General features: G+C 44.1%; 21 protein-coding genes and 1 riboswitch. Of the genes, 15 read left to right on the top strand and 6 right to left on the bottom strand.

Annotation, left to right across the window (positions count from 1 at the left end; translation table 11 throughout):
• Window positions 1–170 precede the first annotated feature (170 nt).
• The gene (locus FN961_RS04670; RefSeq protein WP_143563390.1) at window positions 171–1,505 is read left to right on the top strand and encodes a metal-dependent hydrolase family protein; all 1,335 of its coding nucleotides are present in this window, start codon (window positions 171–173) and stop codon (window positions 1,503–1,505) included.
• An 82-nt stretch (window positions 1,506–1,587) separates the two neighbouring features.
• Here the strand turns inward: FN961_RS04670 and azu are convergent, their stop codons facing one another.
• Window positions 1,588–2,076 (bottom strand): azurin, encoded by a 489-nt coding sequence (azu, locus tag FN961_RS04665; RefSeq protein WP_143563389.1) that lies wholly within the window; start codon window positions 2,074–2,076, stop codon window positions 1,588–1,590.
• 330 nt (window positions 2,077–2,406) lie between these two features.
• Between azu and FN961_RS04660 the strand changes: the two genes are divergently transcribed.
• Window positions 2,407–2,754 carry a DUF805 domain-containing protein gene (locus FN961_RS04660; protein WP_143563388.1) on the top strand — a complete coding sequence of 116 codons (348 nt, stop codon included), beginning with the start codon at window positions 2,407–2,409 and terminating at the stop codon, window positions 2,752–2,754.
• 226 nt (window positions 2,755–2,980) lie between these two features.
• On the opposite strand, the gene FN961_RS04655 is transcribed toward FN961_RS04660, so the two are convergent.
• Together FN961_RS04655 and FN961_RS04650 are read right to left on the bottom strand one after the other, a co-directional pair.
• Window positions 2,981–4,204 carry a M56 family metallopeptidase gene (locus FN961_RS04655; protein WP_143563387.1) on the bottom strand — a complete coding sequence of 408 codons (1,224 nt, stop codon included), beginning with the start codon at window positions 4,202–4,204 and terminating at the stop codon, window positions 2,981–2,983.
• Complete coding sequence (locus FN961_RS04650; RefSeq protein WP_143563386.1) at window positions 4,204–4,578, bottom strand: BlaI/MecI/CopY family transcriptional regulator; 375 nt, start codon at window positions 4,576–4,578, stop codon at window positions 4,204–4,206. Before FN961_RS04650 ends, FN961_RS04655 begins: the two co-directional genes overlap by 1 nt.
• Window positions 4,579–4,773: 195 nt before the next feature.
• Here FN961_RS04650 and FN961_RS04645 point away from each other — a divergent pair, with 195 nt between their 5' ends.
• From FN961_RS04645 to FN961_RS04630, 4 genes are all read left to right on the top strand, one after another.
• The gene (locus FN961_RS04645; RefSeq protein WP_185972727.1) at window positions 4,774–5,445 is read left to right on the top strand and encodes a hypothetical protein; all 672 of its coding nucleotides are present in this window, start codon (window positions 4,774–4,776) and stop codon (window positions 5,443–5,445) included.
• A 207-nt stretch (window positions 5,446–5,652) separates the two neighbouring features.
• Window positions 5,653–5,866, top strand: a riboswitch (cobalamin riboswitch).
• A gap of 110 nt (window positions 5,867–5,976) precedes the next feature.
• Entirely contained in the window at window positions 5,977–7,977 is a 2,001-nt protein-coding gene (locus tag FN961_RS04640) for a TonB-dependent receptor (protein WP_143563385.1), read from the top strand.
• 181 nt (window positions 7,978–8,158) lie between these two features.
• Window positions 8,159–8,767 carry a GDSL-type esterase/lipase family protein gene (locus tag FN961_RS04635; RefSeq protein WP_143563384.1) on the top strand — a complete coding sequence of 203 codons (609 nt, stop codon included), beginning with the start codon at window positions 8,159–8,161 and terminating at the stop codon, window positions 8,765–8,767.
• Between the two features lie 255 nt (window positions 8,768–9,022).
• The gene (locus tag FN961_RS04630; protein ID WP_143563383.1) at window positions 9,023–9,751 is read left to right on the top strand and encodes an HDOD domain-containing protein; all 729 of its coding nucleotides are present in this window, start codon (window positions 9,023–9,025) and stop codon (window positions 9,749–9,751) included.
• A 98-nt stretch (window positions 9,752–9,849) separates the two neighbouring features.
• On the opposite strand, the gene FN961_RS04625 is transcribed toward FN961_RS04630, so the two are convergent.
• A complete protein-coding gene (locus FN961_RS04625; RefSeq protein WP_143563382.1) occupies window positions 9,850–10,755 on the bottom strand; it encodes a LysR family transcriptional regulator in 906 nt (301 codons plus the stop codon).
• A gap of 214 nt (window positions 10,756–10,969) precedes the next feature.
• Here FN961_RS04625 and metE point away from each other — a divergent pair, with 214 nt between their 5' ends.
• Complete coding sequence (gene metE / locus FN961_RS04620) at window positions 10,970–13,276, top strand: 5-methyltetrahydropteroyltriglutamate--homocysteine S-methyltransferase (protein WP_143563381.1); 2,307 nt, start codon at window positions 10,970–10,972, stop codon at window positions 13,274–13,276.
• 110 nt (window positions 13,277–13,386) lie between these two features.
• On the opposite strand, the gene FN961_RS04615 is transcribed toward metE, so the two are convergent.
• Complete coding sequence (locus FN961_RS04615; protein WP_143563380.1) at window positions 13,387–14,934, bottom strand: glutamate synthase-related protein; 1,548 nt, start codon at window positions 14,932–14,934, stop codon at window positions 13,387–13,389.
• A 217-nt stretch (window positions 14,935–15,151) separates the two neighbouring features.
• Here FN961_RS04615 and FN961_RS04610 point away from each other — a divergent pair, with 217 nt between their 5' ends.
• The 7 genes from FN961_RS04610 to FN961_RS04580 all read left to right on the top strand — a co-directional run bounded on the left by FN961_RS04610 (window position 15,152) and on the right by FN961_RS04580 (window position 22,050).
• Window positions 15,152–15,454 carry a hypothetical protein gene (locus tag FN961_RS04610; protein WP_143563379.1) on the top strand — a complete coding sequence of 101 codons (303 nt, stop codon included), beginning with the start codon at window positions 15,152–15,154 and terminating at the stop codon, window positions 15,452–15,454.
• A gap of 158 nt (window positions 15,455–15,612) precedes the next feature.
• Window positions 15,613–17,679: a protein-disulfide reductase DsbD family protein gene (locus FN961_RS04605; protein ID WP_143563378.1), complete on the top strand. Its 2,067-nt coding sequence runs from the start codon at window positions 15,613–15,615 to the stop codon at window positions 17,677–17,679.
• 157 nt (window positions 17,680–17,836) lie between these two features.
• Window positions 17,837–18,691, top strand: a complete 855-nt coding sequence (locus FN961_RS04600; protein ID WP_143563377.1) for a DsbA family protein — start codon at window positions 17,837–17,839, stop codon at window positions 18,689–18,691.
• Window positions 18,691–19,242: a protein disulfide oxidoreductase gene (locus FN961_RS04595; RefSeq protein WP_143563376.1), complete on the top strand. Its 552-nt coding sequence runs from the start codon at window positions 18,691–18,693 to the stop codon at window positions 19,240–19,242. The genes FN961_RS04600 and FN961_RS04595 overlap by 1 nt, the downstream gene beginning before the upstream one ends.
• A gap of 255 nt (window positions 19,243–19,497) precedes the next feature.
• On the top strand, window positions 19,498–19,710 hold the full coding sequence (locus FN961_RS04590) for a peroxiredoxin family protein (RefSeq protein WP_143563375.1): 213 nt from the start codon (window positions 19,498–19,500) through the stop codon (window positions 19,708–19,710).
• Window positions 19,704–20,360 (top strand): gluconate 2-dehydrogenase subunit 3 family protein, encoded by a 657-nt coding sequence (locus FN961_RS04585; RefSeq protein WP_143563374.1) that lies wholly within the window; start codon window positions 19,704–19,706, stop codon window positions 20,358–20,360. The genes FN961_RS04590 and FN961_RS04585 overlap by 7 nt, the downstream gene beginning before the upstream one ends.
• Window positions 20,350–22,050: a GMC family oxidoreductase gene (locus FN961_RS04580; RefSeq protein WP_143563373.1), complete on the top strand. Its 1,701-nt coding sequence runs from the start codon at window positions 20,350–20,352 to the stop codon at window positions 22,048–22,050. Before FN961_RS04585 ends, FN961_RS04580 begins: the two co-directional genes overlap by 11 nt.
• Window positions 22,051–22,503: 453 nt before the next feature.
• Here the strand turns inward: FN961_RS04580 and FN961_RS04575 are convergent, their stop codons facing one another.
• The gene (locus FN961_RS04575; RefSeq protein ID WP_143563372.1) at window positions 22,504–24,051 is read right to left on the bottom strand and encodes a leucyl aminopeptidase; all 1,548 of its coding nucleotides are present in this window, start codon (window positions 24,049–24,051) and stop codon (window positions 22,504–22,506) included.
• A gap of 357 nt (window positions 24,052–24,408) precedes the next feature.
• On the opposite strand from FN961_RS04575, the gene FN961_RS04570 reads away from it, so the two are divergent.
• Window positions 24,409–24,618: a dodecin gene (locus FN961_RS04570; protein WP_143563371.1), complete on the top strand. Its 210-nt coding sequence runs from the start codon at window positions 24,409–24,411 to the stop codon at window positions 24,616–24,618.
• The last annotated feature ends 278 nt before the right edge of the window (window positions 24,619–24,896 follow it).

Genomic DNA, 24,896 nt, shown 5'->3' with positions numbered 1-24,896 from the left:
TCTCGGTGTAAATCGAATTCCTTCTAAAAAACTTAATGAGTTATCACTTGTAACTTACTCCTAGCTTTGGCAGTTTAAATCAAATCGTTTTGACATCAGTAATACCTGCCAGTGCAAATTGGCTTCACAAGCCCCTAACCGTTTGAGTAGGGGTTACCTTGGGATGGATCATGAAAAATAATAAGAATACAGAGATGAAATTCAGGTCATTGGGCTTATCTACTATTGCTTTCGCTGGCATGACCACATTGATGTTAAGCGCATCAGTAATGGCATCAGACATCACTATTATTCATGCGGGGGAATTACTCGCTATTCCTGGTGAGAAGCCGCTTAAAGAGCAGACGTTAGTGATAGAAGCAGGGATGATAAAAGAGGTTAAAGCGGGATATATAGCCGCTGATGAATTTGGTGATGACGTTAAACTTATCAATCTTAAAGAGCGCTTTGTAATGCCGGGTTTGATGGACATGCATGTGCATCTTCAGGGAGAACTAGGGCCTAAGAATGACAGTGAAAGACTGCGCATGTCAGATGCCGATGTTGCGATCCGCAGCGCTTATTTTGCTAAAAATACTTTGTTGGCAGGCTTTACAACAGTGCGTGATTTAGGGGCTAAACCGGAACAGATTTATGCCTTGAGAGATGGGATAAACAAGGGCTGGGTTGATGGGCCGCGCATTATCGCTTCTGGTGGTGTGTCCGTTACGGGTGGCCACGGTGATGTGGATGGCATGAGTCCAGATTTACTGGACAAATATACCTCTAAAACCATCTGCGATGGACCTTATGATTGTCGTAGCGCCACGCGCCGCGCAATTAAGTTTGGTGCCGATGTGATTAAAATAACATCCACAGGTGGCGTCCTGTCTGATACCAATACTGGTACAGGTCAGCAGATGGCTGATGATGAACTAAAAGAGATTGTTGATACGGCACATGGGCTTGGCCGTAAAGTCGCCAGCCATGCTCACGCGACTCAAGGCATTAATGCCGCATTGCGTGCTGGGGTCGACAGCATTGAGCATGGTAGCTATGCAGATAAAGAGAGCATCAAGCTATTGAAGAAAAATGGCGCTTATCTTGTGCCTACATTACTGGCGGGGGATACCGTGGTAGGAATGGCTAAAACATCTGACTTTATGTCCGATGCGATTAAGGCTAAAGCGAAACGAGTCGGCGCTGATATGACTGAAAACTTTATCGCCGTGCATCAAGCAGGTGTGAAAATTGCTTTTGGCACTGACAGTGGCGTGTCTCAACATGGGACCAATGCGCGTGAGGCGGTGTTGATGCATCAGGCTGGTATGTCGAATGTTGACATACTTAAATCTGCCACGGTAAATGGCGCTGACTTGATCAGTATGTCAGACAAGCTTGGTACGCTTGAAGCGGGGAAATACGCTGATATTATCGCAACGGATATCAGCCCACTTAAGGAGATTGAAGCCTTGTTAGATGTGGACTTTGTGATGAAAGGCGGCCAAGTGTATAAAAATAAGTAACTGAAGTTTGAATGAGAACGGCGATAAGTGTTATTGCTTATCGCCGTTAAAAATTCAGTTTAAGACTCTGTCTTATATAAATTTAAGCGCTAATAGTAAAGTTACCCTGCATAATCGCCCAATGGCCAGGGAAAGAGCAGAAGAACTTGTAAGCTTCTGAAGGAGACATTCCCTCTGTACTGAACGTGATGCTGGTAGAGCTGCCGCCACCGACAACCTCTGTATGAGCAATAGCTCGTGCGTCGCCTTCTTTCACAAAACTGAGTGCAGCACCGGCTCCCATACCTTCATTAGCAACTGCAGACATATCTGCTGCTTTGGTTAACACCCAATTATGCCCCATGGCGGCTTTAGGGAGTTGGCCTGCATGAGTTAAGGTCAGCGTTACCTCTTTACAGCTGGCAGGAACACTAAGTTCTTTAGTGTCGAACTGCATAGCGTCATTGGCACTGATTGCCAACTCACATTCATTTGCATTAGCCATTGCACTAAATGAGAGACCGAATAGTGTTCCCAAACTGATTAAACTCACTGCGCTGATTGTCTTTAAACGTTGGATTGATGTTTTCATGTTAAGTCCTTTCTGATTATTAGGCGTGATAAACACGGCTACATCTTAATGAATTTAAATCTTAATGAGAATCGTTAACATGTAAATTATTTGGAAAAAAGGTTATTCATGTTTGTTCCATCAAATAAAAGGTAAATGCGTTTATTAATGTTGTTGACTTGTGAGTGGTTTTGTAAAAAGCTGTGTGCATTGAAGGTTTCAATTGCAAAAGAGGCAATATGAAACAAATTTGTCTTTATTTTTGTTTATCGTTAGCTGTTTCCTCTTTGGTTTCAAACAGCCTATCGATGAAGTTAAATACCAACCTAAAATTAATTAACAAGGAATAGTATGGAATATTTTATTGGTGGATTAAAAAAGTATGCTGACTTTACTGGTCGCGCTCGTCGTAAAGAGTTTTGGATGTATACCCTGTTTTATATTATTTTTTACGCGATTGCTTCTGCGATCGATGTTGCCTTAGGGACGGTTATATTTTCAGGTGTGTATGCGTTAGCTTTACTGATCCCAACTATAGCGATCGCTGCTCGTCGTTTACACGATACTGGTCGTTCAGGTTGGTGGCAGTTGATTGGTTTTATCCCACTAATTGGCGCAATCGTACTGTTGATATTTTATGTACAGGACAGCCTTGGCGAAAACGAATATGGTGCAAATCCAAAACTCGTAGAAGAGTAATACCAATCAGTATAAGAAGTGTGGGTGTGCGCAGAGAGTACTTATTCTTGCTCACAAGATAGTATAAAAGGGGGCTACGGCCTCCTTATTATTTTTACGTTCAGGTGACATTCCAAGCTTATTACCTGATACTCTTTTTTACCTTTCGCTAGATACAGAAAAAGAGCAACGCGGCCCCTTTCCAAAATGTTACCTCTACAGGTAAGTTTATTGTTAATGTCTCATATTAATGTGCTGTGACCTTGATACGTTCCACACCAGCTTCTGGCTCATCGATAACAAAATCCAGTTGGACCTGTGCGCCTTTTGCGCCATGTGTAGATTTGTTATACATCCACTGTTGTAGGGCTGTAATTGCAGATTGATCAAATACACCGGTTGGGGATGACTTAATCACGCTGACGTTAGATACCATTCCCGCTTTGCTAATATCAAACTCAAGTTGAACATAACCATTTTGGTTCGCTCTAGCAGCTTCTATAGGATATTTAGGCTCGACGCGGGTTAGCGGACGGATATCTTGTCCATGTTTTTTAGCAGATTGTTTTGTTGAATTTTGATGATCGCCTGCCTGCACTTGTTGATTCAGCAGTAACCCCGTAAAGCCTAAACCAAGGGTGAGACCAATAATGGCTAAGGTGCTTTTTCCATGTTGTTTTTTCATCTCTAAGATCCTCTCTTTTAGTATGTGTTTATTTCCGTAGTGGGTGTGAAGCATACCGATACTGGCTTGCTGAGAGTAAGTCAGCAGAGCTCGGCTGTAGGCTATTTTTTCATCGGTATTCATTGATGCAGTGATCTGTGCGTCGCAAGCCAATTCCTGATCGTCTCGAAAGCGACGGTAAGCGATCCAGCAAATAGGGTTAAACCAAAAAATACTGAGTATGGCGTAAGCGATAATATTGATCGCAATATCGCCTCTGTGATGGTGATACTGCTCATGCTCAATGACGGCGCTTTGTTGCTTGGAGCTAAGTTGTTCAAATCCGCTGGGGACAACAATCTTAGGGCGGTGCAGCCCTACCAGCATTGGTGAGTGAATACGTGGATGTTGTATTACTGGGAGCTGAGCATTTAAGGCCGCAAATGGCGTGCTGTGTTCAATAATGTGTGTGAGTTTTCTGGCTTGTAAACCAATGGCAAATAACATCACTATTAGACCAATACACCAGATGATTAGCAGGTTAGGCGTTGATAGAAAAAACGCCGTATTGGCTAATGTGTTATCTGCCAGTACTCGGTAGTGCTCAATCTGTACGATACGAGAACTTGATAATAAATTAGGCACCAAATGGATGAGGACGGAGCCTAATAACAACATCGGAATTGCCATCCACAGTGCATAGGTGTGGTGAGCACCGAGCAGCCTTAGTACTGGCTTGTGACTCAGAAGAAAAAGAGTCGCAATTAAGCTAACGAGTAAGGTTTGTTCCATTAACCAGCTAAACATTATCGTTTCTCCTCTTCCCAGTTATCGATAAGTTGCTTTAGTTCTGCAATGTCATCTGAACTCAGCTTATTCTCTTTGGCAAAGCCTGCTACCAAAGGCGTGAGCTTGCCTGAAAAGACTCTCTCGATGAAAGATTGGCTCTCTTTTAGTTGATATTCACTTTGTTCGATAAGTGGGTAATAGCGATAAGAACGCCCTTGCTTCTCAAACCCAATGGCCTCTTTTTTAACTAAACGATTGAGTAAGGTTTTGACCGTTTTTTCATGCCATTGGTTGCTTATGGCAAGCTGCTCAACCACTTCAGATGAGCCCAAAGGAGACGAACGCCAAAGAAGATTAAGCACTGCTAGCTCGGAATTACTGATCTCTTTCATATCACTTCCTCAAACATGTTTACATTATCCTAAGATTACAGTTGTAATCCTTTGTTTGTAAGATTACAGATGTAATCCTATTTTTCAAGTATTTTATTTAACATATATCCAAAAGTTGTAACTAACTGCTTTATCTCGGCTTTATGCTCAGGGTAAAATACGTTTAAACCAACCTAAACAAGGATGCATAGGTATATGTTTCGCTATCGTGTTAAATCAAGTCACACACCGTTGTTTATTAGCATGATATTAGTGAGTTCCATTGTTCTCCCTTCAGCTGTTGCAGGAAGCAATGCGGCCTCGGGGTCAACGCCTTCCCTTGTTCATCATCATGAACTGTCTATTTTCGATCAGAAGCTTAGCTTTACACTCCCTAAGAATTGGAAAATGGCGTTTTCTGAAAATGAAAATGACATGTACGCGGCTGAATTCACGCCGATGTCGGATGAACTTAGAGACTGGTCTTCGATGTTTTGTGTTCAGGGATTTAAGGGATTAGCTGATAGCTTTGAACCGGAAGAGTTCCTCGACTCGATTGCAGAGAGTTACCAGGAAAACTGCCGAGGAGAGGTTATCTATCAGAAGTTGGGTGAAAGTGAGGTGGACGGGCATACTGGTTATGGCGCGATTATTGGCTGTTCACTTATGCCAAATACCCATAAATCAACTCCGTTTAATACTGGCCCTTATTCATCAGAGCCTAGAGGCGAAATTGGCCACTACACTGCGATATCCGGTGATGAAGACATGTACCTGCTGCATCAATCTATGCGGGGTGAGGTCTTTAATGTGGATACTCCACCGCTAGAATCCAGTAACTACCGCGAGTTTATGGCAACAATAGCTCCGTATGGATTGAGTCAGTAATGGGTATGTGGAGGCAGAAAGCTTGCCTCTCTAACATCTTGTAAAGCGTTAACTTTCGATGTTTGGTTAAGATATTGTCAATCAAAAGTTAGACTTTTATCCATGTAGACGTCTATAATGCCGCGCTCGCATTTCTGCATCAGCAGGTGGTGGGCGTATAGTAATACATTTTTAGTCAATCTTTTGTGGTGCCTGAATCTGCTCCTTGGACTTAATGATAAAGTCGATATTTTTATGGGAGAGAGAAGGATAATCGGGAAGCCTGTGAAAATCTGGCACTGCCCCCGCAACGGTGAAAGGTGAAAGTTAGCCGCGTTTATCTGTGAAAAGAAGCGCAATAACCCCTAACTTGCGCAGATGACCTCTAGGGTTACCTCTGCATAGCCTAAGTCCGGAGACCGGCCCATTAGATGATTTTGAGATTTCGGCGGGCAGATCTCGAGATGCGATAGAGCGCTTAATATATTTGGGCTGAACTCATTTTTGTCGTGACATTTTTGCCCCGTTTTCCTTTCAGGAGTTAAAGGTAAAATGGGTACATTCTTAAATAACAAATCAAATAAAACGTCAATTAAATTATCAAAAGTAGCAGTGCTTGTTGGCAGTGCTCTAAGCCTACCGTTTGCATCCGTGGTCTCGGCTGCTGACACTAAAGAGTCTCAATCATTAAACAGTGTCGATGAAGTGATCACTGTGATTGGCCGTAGTGAAAATACCCCTCTTAATATTGCCGCGAATGTGAATGTGATTGATGCTGCGCAAATAGAGATGAGCGGGGCTGTAAACTTGACCGAAGTGCTTCGTGGTCAAAGTGGCATTCAGATCTCTGATTCAAATTCTGGAGCTGTGTTTTCTCTGCGCGGGTTTAGTTCAGATCAAGCGGCTAATAACACACTGATTTTGATTGACGGACGTCGTTTGAATAATATGGATATTGCCGCGCCTAGCATCAATGCCATTCCACTTAATCAAATCGAACGTGTGGAGATCATGTCTGGCAGCGCGGGTGTGCTTTATGGCGATCAAGCAGTGGGTGGTGTGATTAACATTATAACCAAAGCACCTGATGCGACCGGTGGCAGCATTCAACTTTCTGGTGGCAGCTTCGATACCTATGAAGGAAGAGGAGACGTCTCTGGTGCCATTAATGACGCTTGGCGTTACTATGCGGCAGCGAGTTATAACCAAGGTGATAATTATCGTGAGCATAATGCTAATGAAACCAGCTCAGTGCTTGGTCGACTAGAATATCAAACTAGTAAAAATAACTTCTTTGTTGAAACAAGTTATTACGACAACGAGAGAGAACTTGCTGGTTCGCTTACAAAAGAGGAGTTTGAAAATAATCCTCGTCAAGCAAGCAAGTTATACCCAGATGATAAGCAACATGAAATGACCACGGCTGTGAGAATGGGTTACCGTACTCAGCTAAATTCACAATGGTTACTATCAGCGGATATGAATTACTCCGATACTGACGTTAATTCTGTCAGCTATGGAAGTGCAGGTAAAATTAAACGTTCTTTGTTTGAGTTTAATCCAAAAGCCATCGCTAAATACGCAACCGATAATGGTGACGTTAATATCATTTTCGGCGCAGACATTAGTAAAGGCGATGCAGATTATGCACTGAGTTATATCAACCGAGATAACACTCAGACGTTAGCTAGCGTGTATCTGCAGGCTGATGTGCCGCTCACTTCAACATTGAGCTATGTTGTTGGTGGCCGCTATAGTGATATTAAAGACGAGCTGACTGATGCGAACAAATACCCGAATGGTATTGAGCTCAATAACGATGCTACCGCCTTTGAACTGGGTGTTAATTATCGCCCAAGCCAAGCTAATAGATTCTATATTCGTGCTGACGATAACTTCCGTTTTGCTAAGGTCGATGAGCAAGCATTTACCCCCTATGATGTGATTGGTCTCAAACCACAAACAGGTCGCTCCTATGAAGCAGGTTGGGACTGGACACCAAAATCTCACTCATTACGTTTGAGTGCCTACCGTTTAGATCTTGAAGATGAAATATTCTACGACTCTAATGCCAAGCCTCCTGTTGAAGGTAGCTGGCCTGGCGCTAACGTTAATGCTGACTCTTCACGTCGTTATGGAGCGAGTCTAGATTGGGATTGGCAAGTGACTCAATCAGCCCAACTTGGTCTTGAGTATAACTATATCGATGCCAAATATACTGAGGGTGCTAACGAGGGTAAATACCTCGCTTGGGTTGCTCAAAATACCGGTAGTGGTTATGTCAGTGTTGATTTAACTCAAGATTGGCAGGTGTTTGCAGAGGTTGTTTATACGGGGTCTCGTTATGAAGGTGGTGATGCGAGTAACGCGAGTCCAAAGATAGAAGCTTACTGGTTATCGAATCTAGCCGTTAATTATACCCATGATAATTGGCTTGCCAGTATTCGTGTCGACAATCTGCTTGATGAGCAATATGCCAGTGCTGTTTACTACGGTGGATATTACTCGGGTACTGGGCGTGCGGTACGTCTAACAGCAAGTTATCGATTCTAAGATGACTTTTTGCTGCGCGTGATCGCCTTATTAGAGGGATGAAAATACCTTTCTCGATGTAGGTTGTGACAGTTTGAAAATGCCAGACCTTAGAGTCTGGCTTTTTTATGTGCTAAATTTAGTTTTCTTTGCTCGATCTTGAGCTGACAAGGTTTACAGAGAATATGGAGAAAGAGTCAGAATGACAAAAAGATGGCTGGGGTTGCTGTGTATTGCCTGTTTGTTTTTACAAGGCTGTTCAGGCCCTAAGCTTGAGCCGCTTTCAGCCAATGGGGACATTTTGGCTTTTGGTGACAGTCTGACTTATGGAAAGGGCGCCAATGACGGCGGTGATTACCCAGCGGTTTTGTCAGAGTTGACGGGACTGAGCGTCATTAATGCTGGCGTTTCTGGTGAAACCACCACTCAAGGTTTAGCAAGATTACGTGGCTTGCTTGAACAGTCATCGCCGCAATTGCTTATTTTACTCGAAGGCGGCAATGATTTTTTACGTAATACAGATCCTGATATTACTGAAGCTAATTTAGCGAAGATGATAGAAATGGCAAAGGCTCATTCTATCCCCGTCATATTAATTGCTGTGCCGCAAAAGAGTCTCTTTTTGACGGATGCAAACCTGTATTCTGCGTTAGCCGAAAACTATGATCTAATACTGATTGAAGATACATTGGCTGATCTCTTAAAAAGCCCAGCAATGAAATCTGATACAGTTCACCTAAATCAGGCGGGTTATCGTGCGTTGGCTGAAGCGATTCATTTAAGCTTGCTTGAAGCGGGCGCTTTATACTGATTTGCTATTAAACATCCACTGTTAAACCAAGGTTTGGATATTTATTTGAGGTTAAGGATGACTTAGCCATCGTATAAATTAACCTTAATTGTGGGAATTAAGCGTGGGTGAGTTGACTCTAGGGCAAATTAAAGTAGAAAAAGAGGTAAAGTCACTAATTACGAGAAATGAACTTGACCCTGATAGGCTTTTTATGGGTAAATTCATTAATAAGAGTTAGCGTCTTGAATAATATTAAATTAGGTTATATTGCCCATGACAGATCTTGAGCATCAAGTATTCACTCAAGTACGTGCGATCATCAGTAACGAAGAGCAAGTGATTGGTCGTCGTGGTATTTTAATACCACTTAAAAAAGCCATTATTGCAGATGGTGACATTCGAAATGTCATTGATATCGTATCATCGGATCCCGCATTGGCAGCTCACATGTTGTGGCGCAGTAATTCGGCGGCGAATGCTGATGCCAGTGGAACTAAAAATCGTTCTTTGAAGGATGCATTGATCCGACTTGGTCAAGTTAATATCTACCGCTATGCATTCACTTTTTATCTTAAGGAACGTCTTGATGAACTGCCTCAACCTTATAAGAAGTTAGTGCAGGGTTATTGGGCGTTAACCGAAAGTATCGCGAGTAATGCGGTTGATAGCCTGCATCAAATGCATGAGATTGATATCAATCCAGATGAGGTGCAAACCTTAGCTCTGTTTAGTGTATTTGGTGAAATCATTGCATTAACGGCTTTCGCTTATTTAAATGCAGAGTCTGAAGAATCATTCCCACTGAGCATTATCAAGTCACTTATCGATAATCAGAAACAGACATTGACCATAGAAGCATTTGATTCACTGGGGCTAGATGAAGAGTTACAAGAGGAGTTTATGATTGCGCATAACTTGCGTCAAACCATCAACCCTAACTCACCAGGATTAGTGCTTAGACGTGTATTGTCCATGAGAAATCAGTTACTTAATCCGTTATAAATACAGTAGAGTGCCGAGTTGTAAGTAATAAGAGTTTATTTGTAACTCGGCACTTTTTAGCCCTATCAGCTCGATATCGCGATTGAATTGACTGTTATTTAATTCAATTTATGCTGCTTTGCTAATCCCTCTTTTGCCACCAAGGTTAACCATTGTTGCGCCACTCGTGCGCTTGTACTGTCTTTGCGATAAGCGCCGAAAAGAGGGCGTTTAAGCCCTTCTGGACCTAATTTTATCGAGGTCAAATTCAATCCAAAAGATTCACTGATTGACCAAGTTGGTAATGCGGCGACGCCATCTTTACAGGCGATACGTTGCAGTAGCATCATGGTGAGATCACAGCTTAATTGCTCGCCCGCTTTGACTCCTGCTGGCTCCATAAAATGTCGATAAAGATCTAAGCGCTCTAGGGGGACTGGGTAGCTGATGATGGGCATTCTTTCGAGCTGTTGAGGGGTAACATGGGTCAGACTGGCTAATGGGTGATCATTGGCAATCACGAGTTTAACTTCAAAATCAAACAAGTGTTGATAGGCAATAGCTTGTCCCGGAACAGGGTCTGAGGTTAGCACTACATCAAGATCCCCCATCTCAAGCGCATTAAGTGAGTCGAAAAGATGACGACTTGAAAGATCTAAACTCACTTGTGGAGAGGATGTTCTGAATTGCTCCATCACAGGCATTAGCCAGCGAAAACAGCTATGACATTCAATACCCACTCTAAGCTGACTTCCCTCCTGATTGAGTCCCTGTTTTAGATCATATTCGGTTTCTATTATCTTAGGTAAAATCTCCTCTGCCAAATTGAGTAATCTGACCCCCTCTTGGGTAAAAGAGAGAGGTTTGCTCTTTCTGATAAAGATAGAAGAGTTAATTCTGGTTTCCAATTCTTTGATCTGATGAGAGAGGGCGGACTGAGTCACGAAACGTTTTTTAGCCGCACCCGCCAAACTACCACTCTCCTTTAGGGCTACTAATGTTCGTAAGTGTCTAATCTCAATCATAATATACTTTACCCATAGTGACATGAATCATATTCATGTTGTGCTTGAAATCAATTCCCTTGTCTCAGGACAGACTATCACAATAAACTTCTAGACGTCCAGACGCCTAGGTGGTTAATTGATGATATCTGAGCTTAAGATCTATAAGCACTCAATCGACACCTTGACGCGTTAACCCTGAATTCTGATTATGATAAATCAAAAGGTATACAATATGCAAAATGTCGAGATAGCAAGTTTAGGATTTCCCCGTATTGGTCGTCAGCGAGAGTTGAAATTTGCTCAGGAGAAATACTGGCGAGGTGAGCTAACTCAAGCTGAGTTAGCTTTAGTGGCTAAAGAGCTGCGAAGCACACATTGGAAGTGGCAGGCTGAAGCGGGTGTTAATTTACTGCCTGTCGGAGATTTTGCCTATTATGATCAGGTTCTTACCCTCAGTGCTACGCTAAATGCTATTCCTGAACGTCATCGCGATGAAAGCGAGAGCCAGTCGGGAAAGATAAGCCTAGACACCCTGTTTCGAGTTGCACGTGGACGTGCCCCAACAGGGAAAGATGCTCCCGCTGGTGAGATGACTAAATACTTCAACACCAATTATCACTACATCGTGCCTGAATTGACGGCCGACCAAGAGTTTAGCGTGGCCTTTGAGCAGTTCTTTGATGAAGTGGAAGAGGCAAAAGCATTTGGGTATAAAGCCAAGCCTGTACTGTTAGGGCCTGTTTCTTACTTATTTTTGTCTAAGGCGGTTGGCAGTGATTTTGATAAGCTTTCTCTATTGCCTAAGCTGATTAAAACCTATGCAGACATCTTGGTGCGTTTTAGTGCACAAGGGGTTGAGTGGGTTCAACTTGAAGAGCCTATTCTAGCTCTGGAGCTAGAGGCTGATTGGCAAGCTGCGATAGCATCAACCTATGAAGCACTGAACGACACGTCGGTAAACATTTTGCTTGCGAGTTACTATGGCACGGTTGCACATCATCAGGCATTAATCTCTTCTCTGCCTGTTGCTGGTTTGCATTTGGATTTGGTGACGGCACCTAAACAACTCGCGGTATTTGCAGCAAATCTGCAAGCTGAGCAAGTGATCTCTTTAGGGGTTATTAATGGTCGTAACGTGTGGGCCGCAGATATTGACGTCATTGCCGAGCGTATCCGCCCCTTGGTCAATGATCTTCCTGGACGTGTTTGGATTGCACCTTCTTGCTCATTACTGCATAGCCCAGTGGATCTTGATGTTGAAACCGAGCTGGCTCCTGCGTTAAAGCAACAATTGTCATTTGCTAAGCAAAAACTCACTGAGTTAGCTCAGTTACAAACCTTGCTTAGTCCGCCAGAAAATTGTAGCAACAGAGCTGAAGTCGATGCCATTTTAGCGACGTGTGTTGCAAGGCGAGAAGCCCGTGAAGCCGCGGCTGATAAGCAAGTTATAGATCGCGTTGCAGCGCTCAATAGCGATGACTATGAACGTGAAACTGAGTTTGCTCATCGTCAGACAATTCAACAGCAGAAGTTCAAGTTACCTCTATTGCCTACCACCACGATAGGCTCTTTCCCACAAACACCGGCTATTCGCGGCTTGCGCAGTCGCTGGCGTAAAGGCGAGATCACTGAAACATTTTATAATGACCAACTGCAACAAGTGACGAAAGACACGGTTGAACGTCAGCTTAAGTTAGGTTTAGATGTTCTGGTTCATGGTGAAGCTGAGCGTAATGACATGGTTGAGTACTTTGGTGAGCAGTTAGAAGGTGTGGGGTTCACTCAGTTTGGCTGGGTACAAAGCTACGGTTCGCGCTGTGTAAAACCGCCACTTATCTACGGTGATGTATCTCGACCTAAAGCCATGACTGTTGAATGGGCTGAGTATGCTCAAAGTCTGACGGATAAGCCAGTAAAAGGGATGTTAACTGGTCCTGTGACTATTTTGCATTGGTCTTTTGCCCGTGAAGATATCAGCCGCGAGCAGATAGCCACACAAATAGGCTTAGCGATTCGAGATGAGGTGGTCGATCTTCAAAATGCAGGAATTGGGATTATTCAGATCGATGAGCCTGCTTTCCGTGAAGGCCTACCGTTGAAAAAATCGGATTGGGAACACTACTTAAACTGGGCTGTTGATGCGTTCAAGCTCAGCGCGGCAGGTGTTACCAATGAGACGCAAATTCACACGCATATGTGTTATAGCGAGTTCAATGAAACCATCGCTGCGATTGCGGCCATGGACGCAGATGTGATCACCATTGAAACGTCGCGATCTCGAATGGAGCTGTTAACGGCATTCGAAGACTTTGAATACCCAAATGAGATCGGTCCCGGCGTATACGACATTCACACACCAAACACGCCGACAGTGGATGAGATGGTGACATTAATCGAAAAGGCTGCACGTAAAATTCCGGTGCGCCAACTTTGGGTCAATCCAGATTGTGGACTTAAAACTCGTACCTGGGATGAAGTTGAACCCGCTCTGAAAAATCTAGTTCAAGCAACCAAAGTGCTCAGAAGAAGATTGGGTTAAGTTAATGATGCTGATTGGTATTTTATCACTTTAATGACTTGATGATTAATAGGGTCCTCAGCTTCAATTGAAGCTGAGGACCCTATTGTTTAAACACTTGTGACTCGCATTTATATTGAACCGACTCCCGCATAATTGACACCAGAAAGATGTGCCATCTCCCTGTGCCAGGTGGCCAAGTCGTCTCTGTTAAAGTCGTTCAAGCTATGATGACCACAGGCGCGTGCCATCACTTGCATCAACTCGACCGACGCATTGAAGAAATTGGCTAGTTGTTGGGATGATTTTTCAACATTGAGTCGCTGACGTAGGTCTGCTTTTTGGGTAGCAATCCCCGCGGGACAATTATTGGTGTTACACATGCGAGCAGCAACGCAACCAATCGACTGCATCGCGCTGTTAGAGATAGCGACGCCATCGGCGCCCAGTGCCATGGCTTTGACAAAATCCATGGGGACGCGAAGTCCACCAGTGACGATTAACGTCACCCGTCCACTTGCTCCTTGCTCATCTAAATAGCGTCGTGCTCGTGCCAAAGCCGGAATGGTGGGTACGCTGATGTGATCGCGGAACATCTCGGGGGCTGCACCTGTGCCGCCACCGCGTCCATCGAGAATGATGTAATCGGCTGTTGCATCTAAGGCAAATTGAATGTCTTGCTCAATATGATTAGCACTGAGTTTAAAGCCGATAGGCACACCACCGCTGATTTCACGCACGCGATCGGCGAAGCGTTTAAAATCGGCACTGGAACTTAAGTTGGTGAAGGTCGGTGGTGAAATTGCTGACAGACCTTCTGGTATACCACGTACTTGGGATATTTTGCCCTGATTTTTAATGCCAGGAAGATGGCCTCCTGTGCCGGTTTTTGCCCCTTGACCGCCTTTAAAATGGAAGGCTTGTATGGTGCTCATCAACTCCTCTTTATAGCCAAACTGAGCACTGGCAAGTTCATAGAAATAGCGGGAGTTAGCAGCTTGTTCCTCTGGAAGCATGCCACCTTCACCTGAGCATATTCCGGTGCCTGCAAGCTCCGCTCCAATGGACAGCGCGTTTTTTGCCTCTTCTGAAAGCGCACCGAAACTCATGTCGGAGACAAACAGGGGGATTTTTAATTTTAGTGGCTTGCGAGCTTCTGGCCCTATGATGAGTTCGGTTGAAACCGCCTGATCCTCAAGCAAAGGCTTAGTCGCCATCTGAGCGGTCATTATCTGCAGATCATCCCAATGAGGAAGCAAGTGTCTAGGTACTCCCATGGAAGTCATCGGGCCGTGATGGCCGAGTTTAGACAGCCCATCTCGAGCGAGCTGATGGATAAACTCGACGGTGGGCTCCTCAATTGTTGCCTTTGCAGCGGGGGAAGCGTTATTGCTTGCGACATTAATTATTCCCGGCCCCTCACTGCCTATCTGGCTTGCGGTGAACTGTTTATGACTGCCATCGCAGAAGGGGGCGTTGGCGGTGTGCTTACAAGCGCACAGAAACGTATCACCATCTTGCTCAGCGGTAAAGGCTTTAGGTTTAAATGATGTGCCTGCATGGGAACCATCGCAAAATGGCTGACTTTGAGATTTTCCACAGGCGCAGAAATAGTATTCTTGACCCTTAGTAAGTTCGACTTTTGTAGGTTTATTGTCTGCAATAATAGGCTTGCTCATACCTGTTCCTTAATTGTCGTTTTATTATTTTGGCGTTCAATTTCTAAATTAGGGCAAGTGTGAAAAATGTGCAATCGATGATTGTTTATTCTATAGAGTGACTTCGGCGATAAATATTTCAATTTTGATGAACTATTTCTGCAATTATCCGGTCTTATTTGGCAAGAGTCGTTAGAATGCGATTGAAATTAACTAATAGAGAGTTTGAACACTGAAGATGTTTGCCAGACAACCAGGAAAAGCAAGAAGTTGGACGGTACTCGTGTTTACCGTATTGACACTTTTTTGCCTAACGCAAAACATCAGTGAGTTAGATGGCTTTGAATTTAAAAGCTGTGAATTATCAGAAAAGTCGATGCGTCTGTGTATCGACATAGAAAGCCCTGTTGTACCGCTAACCTTGCTCTTTGTCTTAACGTTAATCTGTGTTTTGACCCGATCCTCTTACCTCCTTCCAGTGTCACGTCAACAGTCCAAAATTCGGCGAATACATCTACGGTTTTGCCGCTTTCAGGAATAAATGCTGACTCCTCTTTATTAATTTAAAAAGTCTTTGATTTACTCATTTATTACTGTTCAATAGGTGAGGCCATTTTGCGTATTAATATTCATCTTGTTCAAGGTGGATGTATGATATTTATTCTCTTGTTTTCAATAGTATAAATGTTGGAGAAAGCATTGAAACATTTAAAAATAATAGTTGGGTTTTGGTTAATCCTGCTGTCCAGCTCTGTATTCGCCCAAACAACGGGTTGGATAGAAAATCCGAATCACCCACCGGTTAAGACCCGGCTTATGCTGACAGGGGAGCTTGATCCTGTCACAAAAACCTTGCCTGCCGTGCTGGAAGTGAAGCTTGATGGTGATTGGAAAACCTATTGGCGTACGCCTGGTGAGGGCGGTATTGCTCCCAGCATAAAGTGGGACAAGTCGACTAATTTAAATCACGTTGAATGGTCCTGGCCAGCGCCTGACAAGTTTTCACTATTAGGCATGCAAACCTTTGGTTACCAAGGTGAGGTGATGTTTCCCTTATTGCTGACCTTAGATGACCTGTCGGCTAACACCCAGTTGCATGGCAAGTTCACCTTATCTTCTTGTACTACCATCTGTGTGCTTACGGATTATGAGATTAACCTCGATTTTACTCCGAATGATCTCAAAGCGGACAGTGACGCGATGTTTGCCTATAACAAGGCGGTATCGAAGGTGCCACAGAAATTAACTCAAGCGCAGTCTGCTGACAGTATTGGGTTAGGTTGGGATAGTGCAAAGTCGCAACTTGAAGTGGTTTTGGATGAAAAACAATGGCAAAGACCGGAGATAATTATCGATGGTGAGCCCGATACTGTCTTTAAGTTAGTCGGTACTCACAAGGTTGAAAAGGAAGACGGTACACAGCAGCTAGTTGCTATTTTTGATGGCGAAAGCTGGCTGGGTGAGCCTGAGTTACTGGATAAAAACTTAAACATTACTGTGGTTGATAGCAATCATGCCATTGAATATTTATCACCTGTAAACGCGACTCAAATTATCGATTCAGGCAACTCTCTATTGACCATTTTATTGTTTGCGTTACTGGGGGGACTCATTCTGAACGTGATGCCTTGTGTATTGCCTGTGTTAGGAATGAAGTTGAGTTCAGTGGTTGCGGCGCCTGATCTACAAAAGAATCAGATCCGTCAGCAATTTCTAGCCTCAGCACTGGGGATTTTGGTCTCTTTCTGGTTGCTCGCAGGCTTTATCTTAGTGTTAAAGCTGACGGGGCAAGCTATTGGTTGGGGCGTGCAGTTCCAAAACCCTTGGTTTATTGGCTTTATGGCGCTAGTTACCTCTGTATTTGCACTGAACATGTTAGGTGCTTTTGAGATTAATCTGCCGTCTAGTTTTCAGACCAAACTGGCAACCACTGGAGGCAACAATAACCGTGGTCACTTCTTACAAGGCATGTTTGCAACTTTACTTGCTACGCCTTGCAGTGCGCCATTTTTAGGTACGGCAGTGGCGTTCGCATTGGGTGCCGATACCCTAAGCTTATTGGTGATATTTACTGCCTTAGCCCTTGGAATGGCAATGCCCTGGTTAGTGGTTGCGGCTTTTCCTCAGGTGGCGGGTTACTTCCCCAAACCTGGACGCTGGATGAGTGTGGTTAAAGTTGTTTTCTCTGTCCTGTTGTTGATCACCAGTTTGTGGCTGATTAGCCTATTGAGCAGCTTTATCGCGGTGAGTTATCTATTTGCTGCCGCCGCAGTTCTGTTGATTACCTTCTTCGTTTTTATGGGTAAAACTCTAGGTGTTGCTGCTGTCATTGCTACGTTTAGCATCACGCTGATGTTGGCCGCAGTGAGCGCATTTATGACTTCTGATCAGTGGGCTAAAACCTTACCGACAGATCTGCAGTGGACGCCATTGAGTGAAGCCTTGATTAATGAGCAAGTTGCACAAGGGAAAACCGTATTTGTTGATGTGACTGCAGATTGGTGCATTACCTGTAAGGCCAACAAGGTTGGGGTGATATTGCAGGATCCCGTCTATAGCGTCCTTAAACAGGACAATATGGTGTTAATGATTGGGGATTGGACCACGCCCTCTGAGCACATTACCGACTACTTGCAGAGCCATAATCGTTTTGGGGTGCCCTTTAACGTGGTTTACGGTCCCAATGCGCCAAATGGCATTGAGCTTCCCGTTATTTTATCGACTAAAGATGTGCTAGCAGCCATAGAGCGTGCATCAGCTAAATAGCGGATGAGTCAGTTCTAATCGATATTTTAAATGCCTGCTATTAGTGCGATTGTTATTAAACAGTCACTAAGCACTAAGCATTGCATTCGGCAGGCAAAATAGAACAAGGCTGTGATTTGTTATCAAGTGCAATTACAGTCACAAATTTGGAGTTATTATGACGTTATTTTCAAATGTAAAAGCAGGTTCAAAGGCCAAGTCGTCGTGTAAAAAGGTGTCTTGGGTAAATCGTATTTTTCAATCTCGTAAGATACAGATGTTGGCTGTCTCAGGACTAACAGCATCGATATTATTGATCTCATCTCAGTTACCTTTTATCCCATCGGCACAAGCTGGGGTGACGAGTTTGAATGCTGAGCAACAACAAGATGTTCGAGCCATCATTAAAGATGCCTTGATTAACGATCCTGATCTACTCAAAGAAGCCATTATTGCTTTGCAAGCTCGTGAGCAACAAGGTGCTGACTCCGCAAGACAAAGCTCTTTAGACGTCAATCATACTGCCATGTATGAAACTAAGAGTGATCCGTGGAAAGGGGCTGAAAATCCTGAAGTCACTATGGTGTATTTTACCGACTTTAACTGCCCATATTGCAAGAAGATTGAACCGTCTCTCAATAAGCTTATCGAGGAATTCCCACAACTTAAAATCATTATCAAGATGGTGCCGCTTCAAGGGGAAAGCTCAAAGATGGCGGTTGAGTTAGCGCAAACGGTCTGGCTCAATGAACCAGAGAAGTACATCAAATTGAAGGATATGTTGATGTCGAGCCCACGTCGGCTGGATGCTGAGTCGATTGCTCAAGTGGCCAAATTGACCGGTACTGAGCAGTGGTTGGGAAAGACTGATGCTGGGGTCGATGAAATGGTGCATAACAATATTAAGTTGATGAGAAACTTAGGTATTGGTGGTACTCCAAGCATGATTTTTGGCGACAAAATCATTCCAGGTTTAGTGTCTTATGATGTATTAAAAGAGCAACTTGAAGAGATGATAGAGGCCAAAGGCTAATGAGTCGTATCGATAATGAAAAGCCGGCTCAGCAAGATAACGAGGCTATTACCCCTTTAAAGCGTGCGCTTGGCAGGCTTAAACAGATAGCGCTGTTTATGCTGTTTGCGATTGTCGTGACTGGCGCCATGGATATCTGGCGTGGTAAAGATATTCCTAGAGATAATTTGCCAGATCTCAAAGGCATCACATTGTCAGGAACGGATATTGATATCGAACAGCTTAGCCAAGATCAGGCTGTATTAGTCTACTTTTGGGGGAGTTGGTGTCCTGTCTGTAACTTTGTGAGTCCAGCGGTGGATACCATGGCAAGTATGTATCCAGTGGTCACAGTGGCAATGAATTCAGGCCCCGATGATAAGATGACAAAGTATCTTGCCCATAAAGGCTACGAGTTTGAAACCATCAACGACAGTGATAATGAGGTTGCTCGAGACTGGTCAGTTCAACTCACTCCCACCTTGATGGTGTTTAAAGATGGTGAGTTGAAACATTACACAACAGGTTTTACGAGCTTGCCTGGCATGTGGTTGCGCATGTTATTCACTTAGTCGCCTAGGGATGTAGCTTCGATTGACATAAACCAATGAGATGGCCGATACGATTGCGTATCGGCTTTTTTGTGTCTATAAAATTGTTCTAAATCAATAAAGGATACAAAACTGATTTATCTTGAACTGTTTTACTTATGCTTACGGTCTGCTAATACATGTTCTTATTGAAAAATATCGAGGTGGTAGAGGTGGACACAAAGATCCTTAGAGGGAAAATCAGCTTACTTTTGGCATTTCTCGACGAATTACCCGATGACGTTTGATCATGATGCAGAGGTGGCGCATCGCTACGGTGTGGTCGGCACGCCAACGAGTTTTTTGATTGATATCAATGGTGTCATCAGACAGGTCGACGGTATCACGGATACTTTGAGTGCCAATATTGTTGAGTGGAACCAGATATCCCCACAAGTTGCACAAGAGCTTATCACCCATAAAGGGTGCAGCAAGGAAAGTGTATGTTAACCGATAAAGGGTTGAAGTCCGGCTCGAACAAACCAGAGCGAGTCAGTGCATATAGCTGTGGACTCAATAGAAGGGCCTTTTTAAGGCAGACTGGCGCAGGCGCGATGTTATTAGGCTTGCTTGGCGCAAAACCTGGTGTGGTGGTTGCGGCTGATAAGGTGGAAGCTGAAACCGTTAGTAGTGAGGAGGATTTTAGCTTCCATGCGCAAGCCGTCATTGAAGCGGTGCAGATGCAACTATTTCCCGATGATGGTGACGGGCCCTCGGCTAGGGACCTCAATGCGTTTCGTTATCTGACTTGGGCGCTAGAAGATCCCGATAACAAAGCCGATGGTGACAAAGTCTTTATTTTACAGGGCGTGGGTTGGCTTGAGGAGTTGGCAAAATCCACTCAAGGGAGCAGTTTCATTAAGCTAGGTGCTAGTGAGCAAGATGCGGTGCTTAAGCAAATATCAAAAAGCAGCGCGGGTGAAAACTGGCTCTCTTTACTGCTCTATTACTTATTAGAATCCCTGACGTTAGACCCTGTTTATGGTGGTAATACTGATGGCATTGGTTGGCAATGGCTGGAGCACCAACCGGGATTTCCTCGTCCAGTGGAAGGCAAAACCTATTTAGATTTCAGTTCGGTGAACCTTAATGAAAAGTAGCAAACAGTTTGATATCTGCATTGTCGGCAGTGGTGCAGGGGCAGGGCCCATCGCTTATGAGCTTGCAAGAGCTGGATTTAAAGTTGGGGTGTTGGAAAAGGGCAAGTGGTTTAAAGAGGAAGACTTTTTTAAAGATGAGCAGCTAGCTCGCCACAGTGTGTTCCGTTCTCAGTTTAAGGATGAGCGTCATACCCTTGAAGAACCCAATGGTGATGGCAGCTGGTCATCGGATACTACGTCGCAGTTTTGGGGCGGCAATATTGTTGGTGGTGCCACTAACTTTATGAGTGCCTACTTTCATCGTCTCAAGCCACAAGATTTTAGGCTTGTGTCGGAATATGGCGCCATTAAAGGTGCAAACAATGTCGACTGGCCAATTAGCTACGATGAGTTAGAGCCCTATTATGCCAAGGTAGAGCAAGTGGTTGGCGTGTCTGGCAAGGTGGTTAATCATCCACAGCTAGAGCCTCGTTCAACTAAGGACTTTCCGTTCCCGCCGACAGCTGAGCATCCGGTCGCTCAGCGCTTTGATATCGCTTGTAAGAGTTTAAAGCTTCATCCATTGCCGATGGCTCGCGGTATTCTCTCTATTCCTTTTAATGGTCGACTCAGTTGTGAGTATTCGGGTTATTGCGGCAATTACGGTTGTCACTCTGGCGCAAAAGCCAGCTCACGGGCTGCCTTATTAGATTCTGCTGTGAAAACCGGTCATTGTGAGATAGTGACTCAGGCTAAGGTTTATCGTCTCAATACCGATGAGTCAGGAAACATCACCTCGGCAGATTATTTTGACCTAGCCGATGGGGATAGCTCAAAACGTGTCACGGCCAAGCTGTTTGTCGTGGCTTGTTATTCCATCGAGAGTGCACGCTTGCTATTGAGCAGCACTGGAGTCAAACATCCAAATGGGATCGGTAATCGCTATCAACAGGTGGGGAAGAACCTGCATTGTTGCGCAGGGGGAACTGGCCATGGTGTGTTTAAGATGGATAAGCTGAAAGAATTAGAGGCCAAACAACTTAAGGTTCGTGGACCCTTCTTTAATCGTGCTTTGCAAGATTGGTATGAAATAGATGATAGTGCGGTTTCAGGCAAACCAATAAAGGGCGGTACGCTAGATTTTGTGTTCGATCCGCCATCGCCTACCGGAGCAACATCTAGCTTGAAGTGGCAAGGAGATAATCTACTGTGGGGTACTCCATTGAAACAGAAAATCAAATCTCACTTTACCCAATCGAAAGATTTCAAGTTTGAGGTGTTTTGTGACTGGCTCACCAATGATGAATGTTATGTCAGCCTGGATACGCAGGAGAAAGATCGCTGGGGGCAAAATGTCGCCAAAGTCAGAGCGGGTTTTCACCCCCATGATGAGAAGGTGGCACAATATCTGGTGGATCGCGGCGTAGAAGTGATGAAAGCCATGGGCGCCCATAAATCGTGGGGCAATGTATTTACCCAGCCCACCTCGAATTTAGTGGCGGGTGGCTGTCGTTTTGGTGATGATCCTAAAACCTCAGTATTGGACAAGAATTGCCGAGTGCATGATTGCGATAACCTCTATGTGACTGATGGTAGTTTTATGCCTAATGGCGGCTCAGTAACCCCTACATTTACCATCTACGCCAATGCATTTCGTGTTGCTGACAAAATGTTGGAACGGATGAGGGCAGATGTTAGTTTGATTTCGTGAGGCGAGATGTACTGAGTCTTATAGATGATTCATGGCATAAATGGGCGGCTCAGTAACCCCTACATTTACCATCTATGCCAATGTGTTTCGTGTTGCTGACAAAATACTGGTGAGGCTACATCCAGATGTTTAAACCTTTATCTGAAATACTTACCATAAAAAAGCCCGGCTAGAGACCGGGCTGTTTATGCATCAAGTGACTTAATCAGAAATTAGATTATTTAACCTGAACTCGGGATAGAGAGTGTCAGGATAATTTCATATATCAATTTAAATCAGCACTTTAATCACCGCCCTTAATTCTCATATAACAAACAGTCTTGCTTGGTGCCGAGATTATTGTCTATATCAAGGCGGGGTTTTGTACGTAATAGCTGGCTATTACTAGAAAGCTCAACACAGATAGGGGCAATAATAGCGGTACTAGGCGGCACGGCTTATCCCTAGTTCAGGTTACTTATCTTGACTCATTATCCAGTGACTAAGCAGACGGACACCGTGTCCAGTTCCTCCTGTTGGCGTAATCCCCACATCTTTTGCAGCAAGGGCGCTACCAGCGATGTCTAAGTGAGCCCACTTGGTGTCGCCAGTAAACTGTTGTAGAAATACGGCTGCTGTCGTTGCTCCGGGTCCACCGTAACCGGCATTTTTAAGGTCGGCAATGGGACTTTTAAGTAGGTCATCATAAGCTAATGGCAGACGCCAGACTTTCTCATCAACAGCGAGTCCTGATATTGTCAGTTCATTAACTAAAGCGTCATCATCACTGAATAAGCCGGTGTAACGTTTACCAAGAGCACGAACTTTAGAGCCTGTTAAGGTGGCGACATCAATCATCACTTGTGGTTGATAGAACTCACGAGCGTACCAGAGACCGTCGGCCAACACTAAACGGCCTTCGGCATCAGTATTTAGCACTTCGACACTTAAGCCTTCAGCGGTCATGACTACATCGCCTGGTGCAAAAGCAGTTTCAGATACCATATTGGCAGCCATCGCCATCACTGCGACTACATTCACGTCAGCTTTTTGAATCGCCATCGCTTTTACTGTGCCTAATACAGCTGCTGCACCTGCCATATCTGATTTCATGCGTGAGATAGAATCACCCGTTGCTTTGATGTTGTATCCGCCAGAGTCAAAAGTGATCCCTTTGCCGACCAGTGCAATCGGAGCCTCATCATTGCCTTGCCAATGAGCGATGACCAGACGGGCGCCTTCAGCTGAACCTCGACCGACGGCATGCAGTGCGCCCATACCTAACTTTTTAATCTGTTTAGGTTCGAGAACCGTCACTTTCACTCCAAGTTTCTTAAGCTCCTTTGCTGCGGCAGCAAACTGTACTGGTCCCATCTCTGTAGGCACTTCAGAGATGAGATCCCGCGCTAGGAATACGCCTTGCTCAATGGCTGATAGCTGCTGGTAACTGGCAGCGGCCTTGACGGGCTCTGCGACCTTAATGGTATAGTTTTTCTCGGCAGGTTTCTTTTCAGATAGATACTTATCGAACTGATAAGCACGTAAATTGATGCCATGAGCAAGTTCAGATGCAAAGCTGGCATTACTGTTTGAGTCGCTGATCCCGGCGGTTAAAATCTTGATGTCATCAGTTGAACTCTTGCTAAGATATGCGGTCACGGATGCGCCAATGTTATTGATTTGCCCTGCATTCATCGCCTTAGTGTCACCTAAGCCAATGACTACAAGGCGGTTAACCTCAATCCCATTGGGCATTAATATTTCAACGACGTGATTCTTTTCACCGGTAAATGCGTCGATTGCTAAGGCTGCTGAAATCTGTTGATTAGATAATTTATCTAGACGGCTTAACTCGCTTGATCGCTGTTCGCCAGCTTGAAATACAATGAGTGTTTCAGCATCTTGATTCTTGCTGTGTTCCACAAACTTAAAGGTTTCTGCTTGTGCTGAAAAGCCACTGAACAGTGCAATACTGATTGAGGTCGTGAGTGTTGTAGCAAGAAGAGTTTTTTTAGTTAGCATAATATCCTCTAGTTGTAAGATGAGCCTGTTGTAGGAAGTGTGATGGTTAACTCATTTTGACATGTTATGTCGAAAGTACGACATCATACTAAAGTCATCACTGATGAAGCAACCAAGCACAAAATACATTACAAATCATCAACAAACGTTACTCAAATAAGGATTGTTTTATCACGGTTTGAATTAAATGATTTGATAGACGGGGAGCATAAATCGGTCTGTTTTTTCTGAATAACAAAGGCTAATTCAAGCTACATCCTCATTAAAGATGGAATAATTCTTAGTTTTAGATAGTATGAAAAATGAACGTTTAAAGTGTTTGTTAGCTAGAGACTACGTCATTATTAGGAGTGCGCTATGAGTCATACCTATAAAATTATCGAGTTAGTTGGTTCATCACCTCTCAGTTCAGATGATGCTATTAAGGCCGCTATTAATACGGCGGGCCAAACTTTAAAGCATCTTCGCTGGTTTGAAGTTGTGGAAACCCGAGGTCATTTGGAGGCGGGAGTGGTCGCACACTGGCAAGTGACGATTAAAGTTGGTTTCACCTTAGAGGATATTTAGAAGACGGCTGGTATTTATACCAATCAGTATAAGAAGTTGATCTACTCAGAGTCTGACGAATCCCCACAAAAAGAGATGAATAAATAATGAGATAGGTGAAATAGTGAGGAACATTCATGGCATTTGGTGATCAAATTTATCGCCAAACAAAAATTACCACGAGTAAATGCCATGAATGCAAAGCAAGTTTTATCAAAATGCCTCACTCTTGTCACCCCATTAATGCACAAAATTCGTCGACAAAGCTTGTTTTCAGCAATTGAAAGCTCAATGAATGG

The sequence above is a fragment of the Shewanella hanedai genome (assembly GCF_007197645.1).
Classification (GTDB): Bacteria; Pseudomonadota; Gammaproteobacteria; order Enterobacterales; family Shewanellaceae; genus Shewanella; species Shewanella hanedai.
The sequence above is the reverse complement of the archived record's forward strand: the minus strand, read 5'-3'. Positions and strand labels throughout refer to the sequence as shown.

Coding starts and splice junctions, on each gene's coding strand:
- FN961_RS04660 (WP_143563388.1), top strand. CDS start 2,407: ATGGAATATTTTATTGGTGGATTAAAAAAGTATGCTGACTTTACTGGT.
- FN961_RS04630 (WP_143563383.1), top strand. CDS start 9,023: ATGACAGATCTTGAGCATCAAGTATTCACTCAAGTACGTGCGATCATC.
- metE (WP_143563381.1), top strand. CDS start 10,970: ATGCAAAATGTCGAGATAGCAAGTTTAGGATTTCCCCGTATTGGTCGT.
- FN961_RS04640 (WP_143563385.1), top strand. CDS start 5,977: ATGGGTACATTCTTAAATAACAAATCAAATAAAACGTCAATTAAATTA.
- FN961_RS04625 (WP_143563382.1), bottom strand. CDS start 10,755: ATGATTGAGATTAGACACTTACGAACATTAGTAGCCCTAAAGGAGAGT.
- FN961_RS04575 (WP_143563372.1), bottom strand. CDS start 24,051: ATGCTAACTAAAAAAACTCTTCTTGCTACAACACTCACGACCTCAATC.
- FN961_RS04670 (WP_143563390.1), top strand. CDS start 171: ATGAAAAATAATAAGAATACAGAGATGAAATTCAGGTCATTGGGCTTA.
- FN961_RS04650 (WP_143563386.1), bottom strand. CDS start 4,578: ATGAAAGAGATCAGTAATTCCGAGCTAGCAGTGCTTAATCTTCTTTGG.
- FN961_RS04590 (WP_143563375.1), top strand. CDS start 19,498: ATGACGTTTGATCATGATGCAGAGGTGGCGCATCGCTACGGTGTGGTC.
- FN961_RS04655 (WP_143563387.1), bottom strand. CDS start 4,204: ATGTTTAGCTGGTTAATGGAACAAACCTTACTCGTTAGCTTAATTGCG.
- FN961_RS04610 (WP_143563379.1), top strand. CDS start 15,152: ATGTTTGCCAGACAACCAGGAAAAGCAAGAAGTTGGACGGTACTCGTG.
- FN961_RS04570 (WP_143563371.1), top strand. CDS start 24,409: ATGAGTCATACCTATAAAATTATCGAGTTAGTTGGTTCATCACCTCTC.
- FN961_RS04645 (WP_185972727.1), top strand. CDS start 4,774: ATGTTTCGCTATCGTGTTAAATCAAGTCACACACCGTTGTTTATTAGC.
- azu (WP_143563389.1), bottom strand. CDS start 2,076: ATGAAAACATCAATCCAACGTTTAAAGACAATCAGCGCAGTGAGTTTA.
- FN961_RS04585 (WP_143563374.1), top strand. CDS start 19,704: ATGTTAACCGATAAAGGGTTGAAGTCCGGCTCGAACAAACCAGAGCGA.
- FN961_RS04635 (WP_143563384.1), top strand. CDS start 8,159: ATGACAAAAAGATGGCTGGGGTTGCTGTGTATTGCCTGTTTGTTTTTA.
- FN961_RS04615 (WP_143563380.1), bottom strand. CDS start 14,934: ATGAGCAAGCCTATTATTGCAGACAATAAACCTACAAAAGTCGAACTT.
- FN961_RS04580 (WP_143563373.1), top strand. CDS start 20,350: ATGAAAAGTAGCAAACAGTTTGATATCTGCATTGTCGGCAGTGGTGCA.
- FN961_RS04595 (WP_143563376.1), top strand. CDS start 18,691: ATGAGTCGTATCGATAATGAAAAGCCGGCTCAGCAAGATAACGAGGCT.
- FN961_RS04600 (WP_143563377.1), top strand. CDS start 17,837: ATGACGTTATTTTCAAATGTAAAAGCAGGTTCAAAGGCCAAGTCGTCG.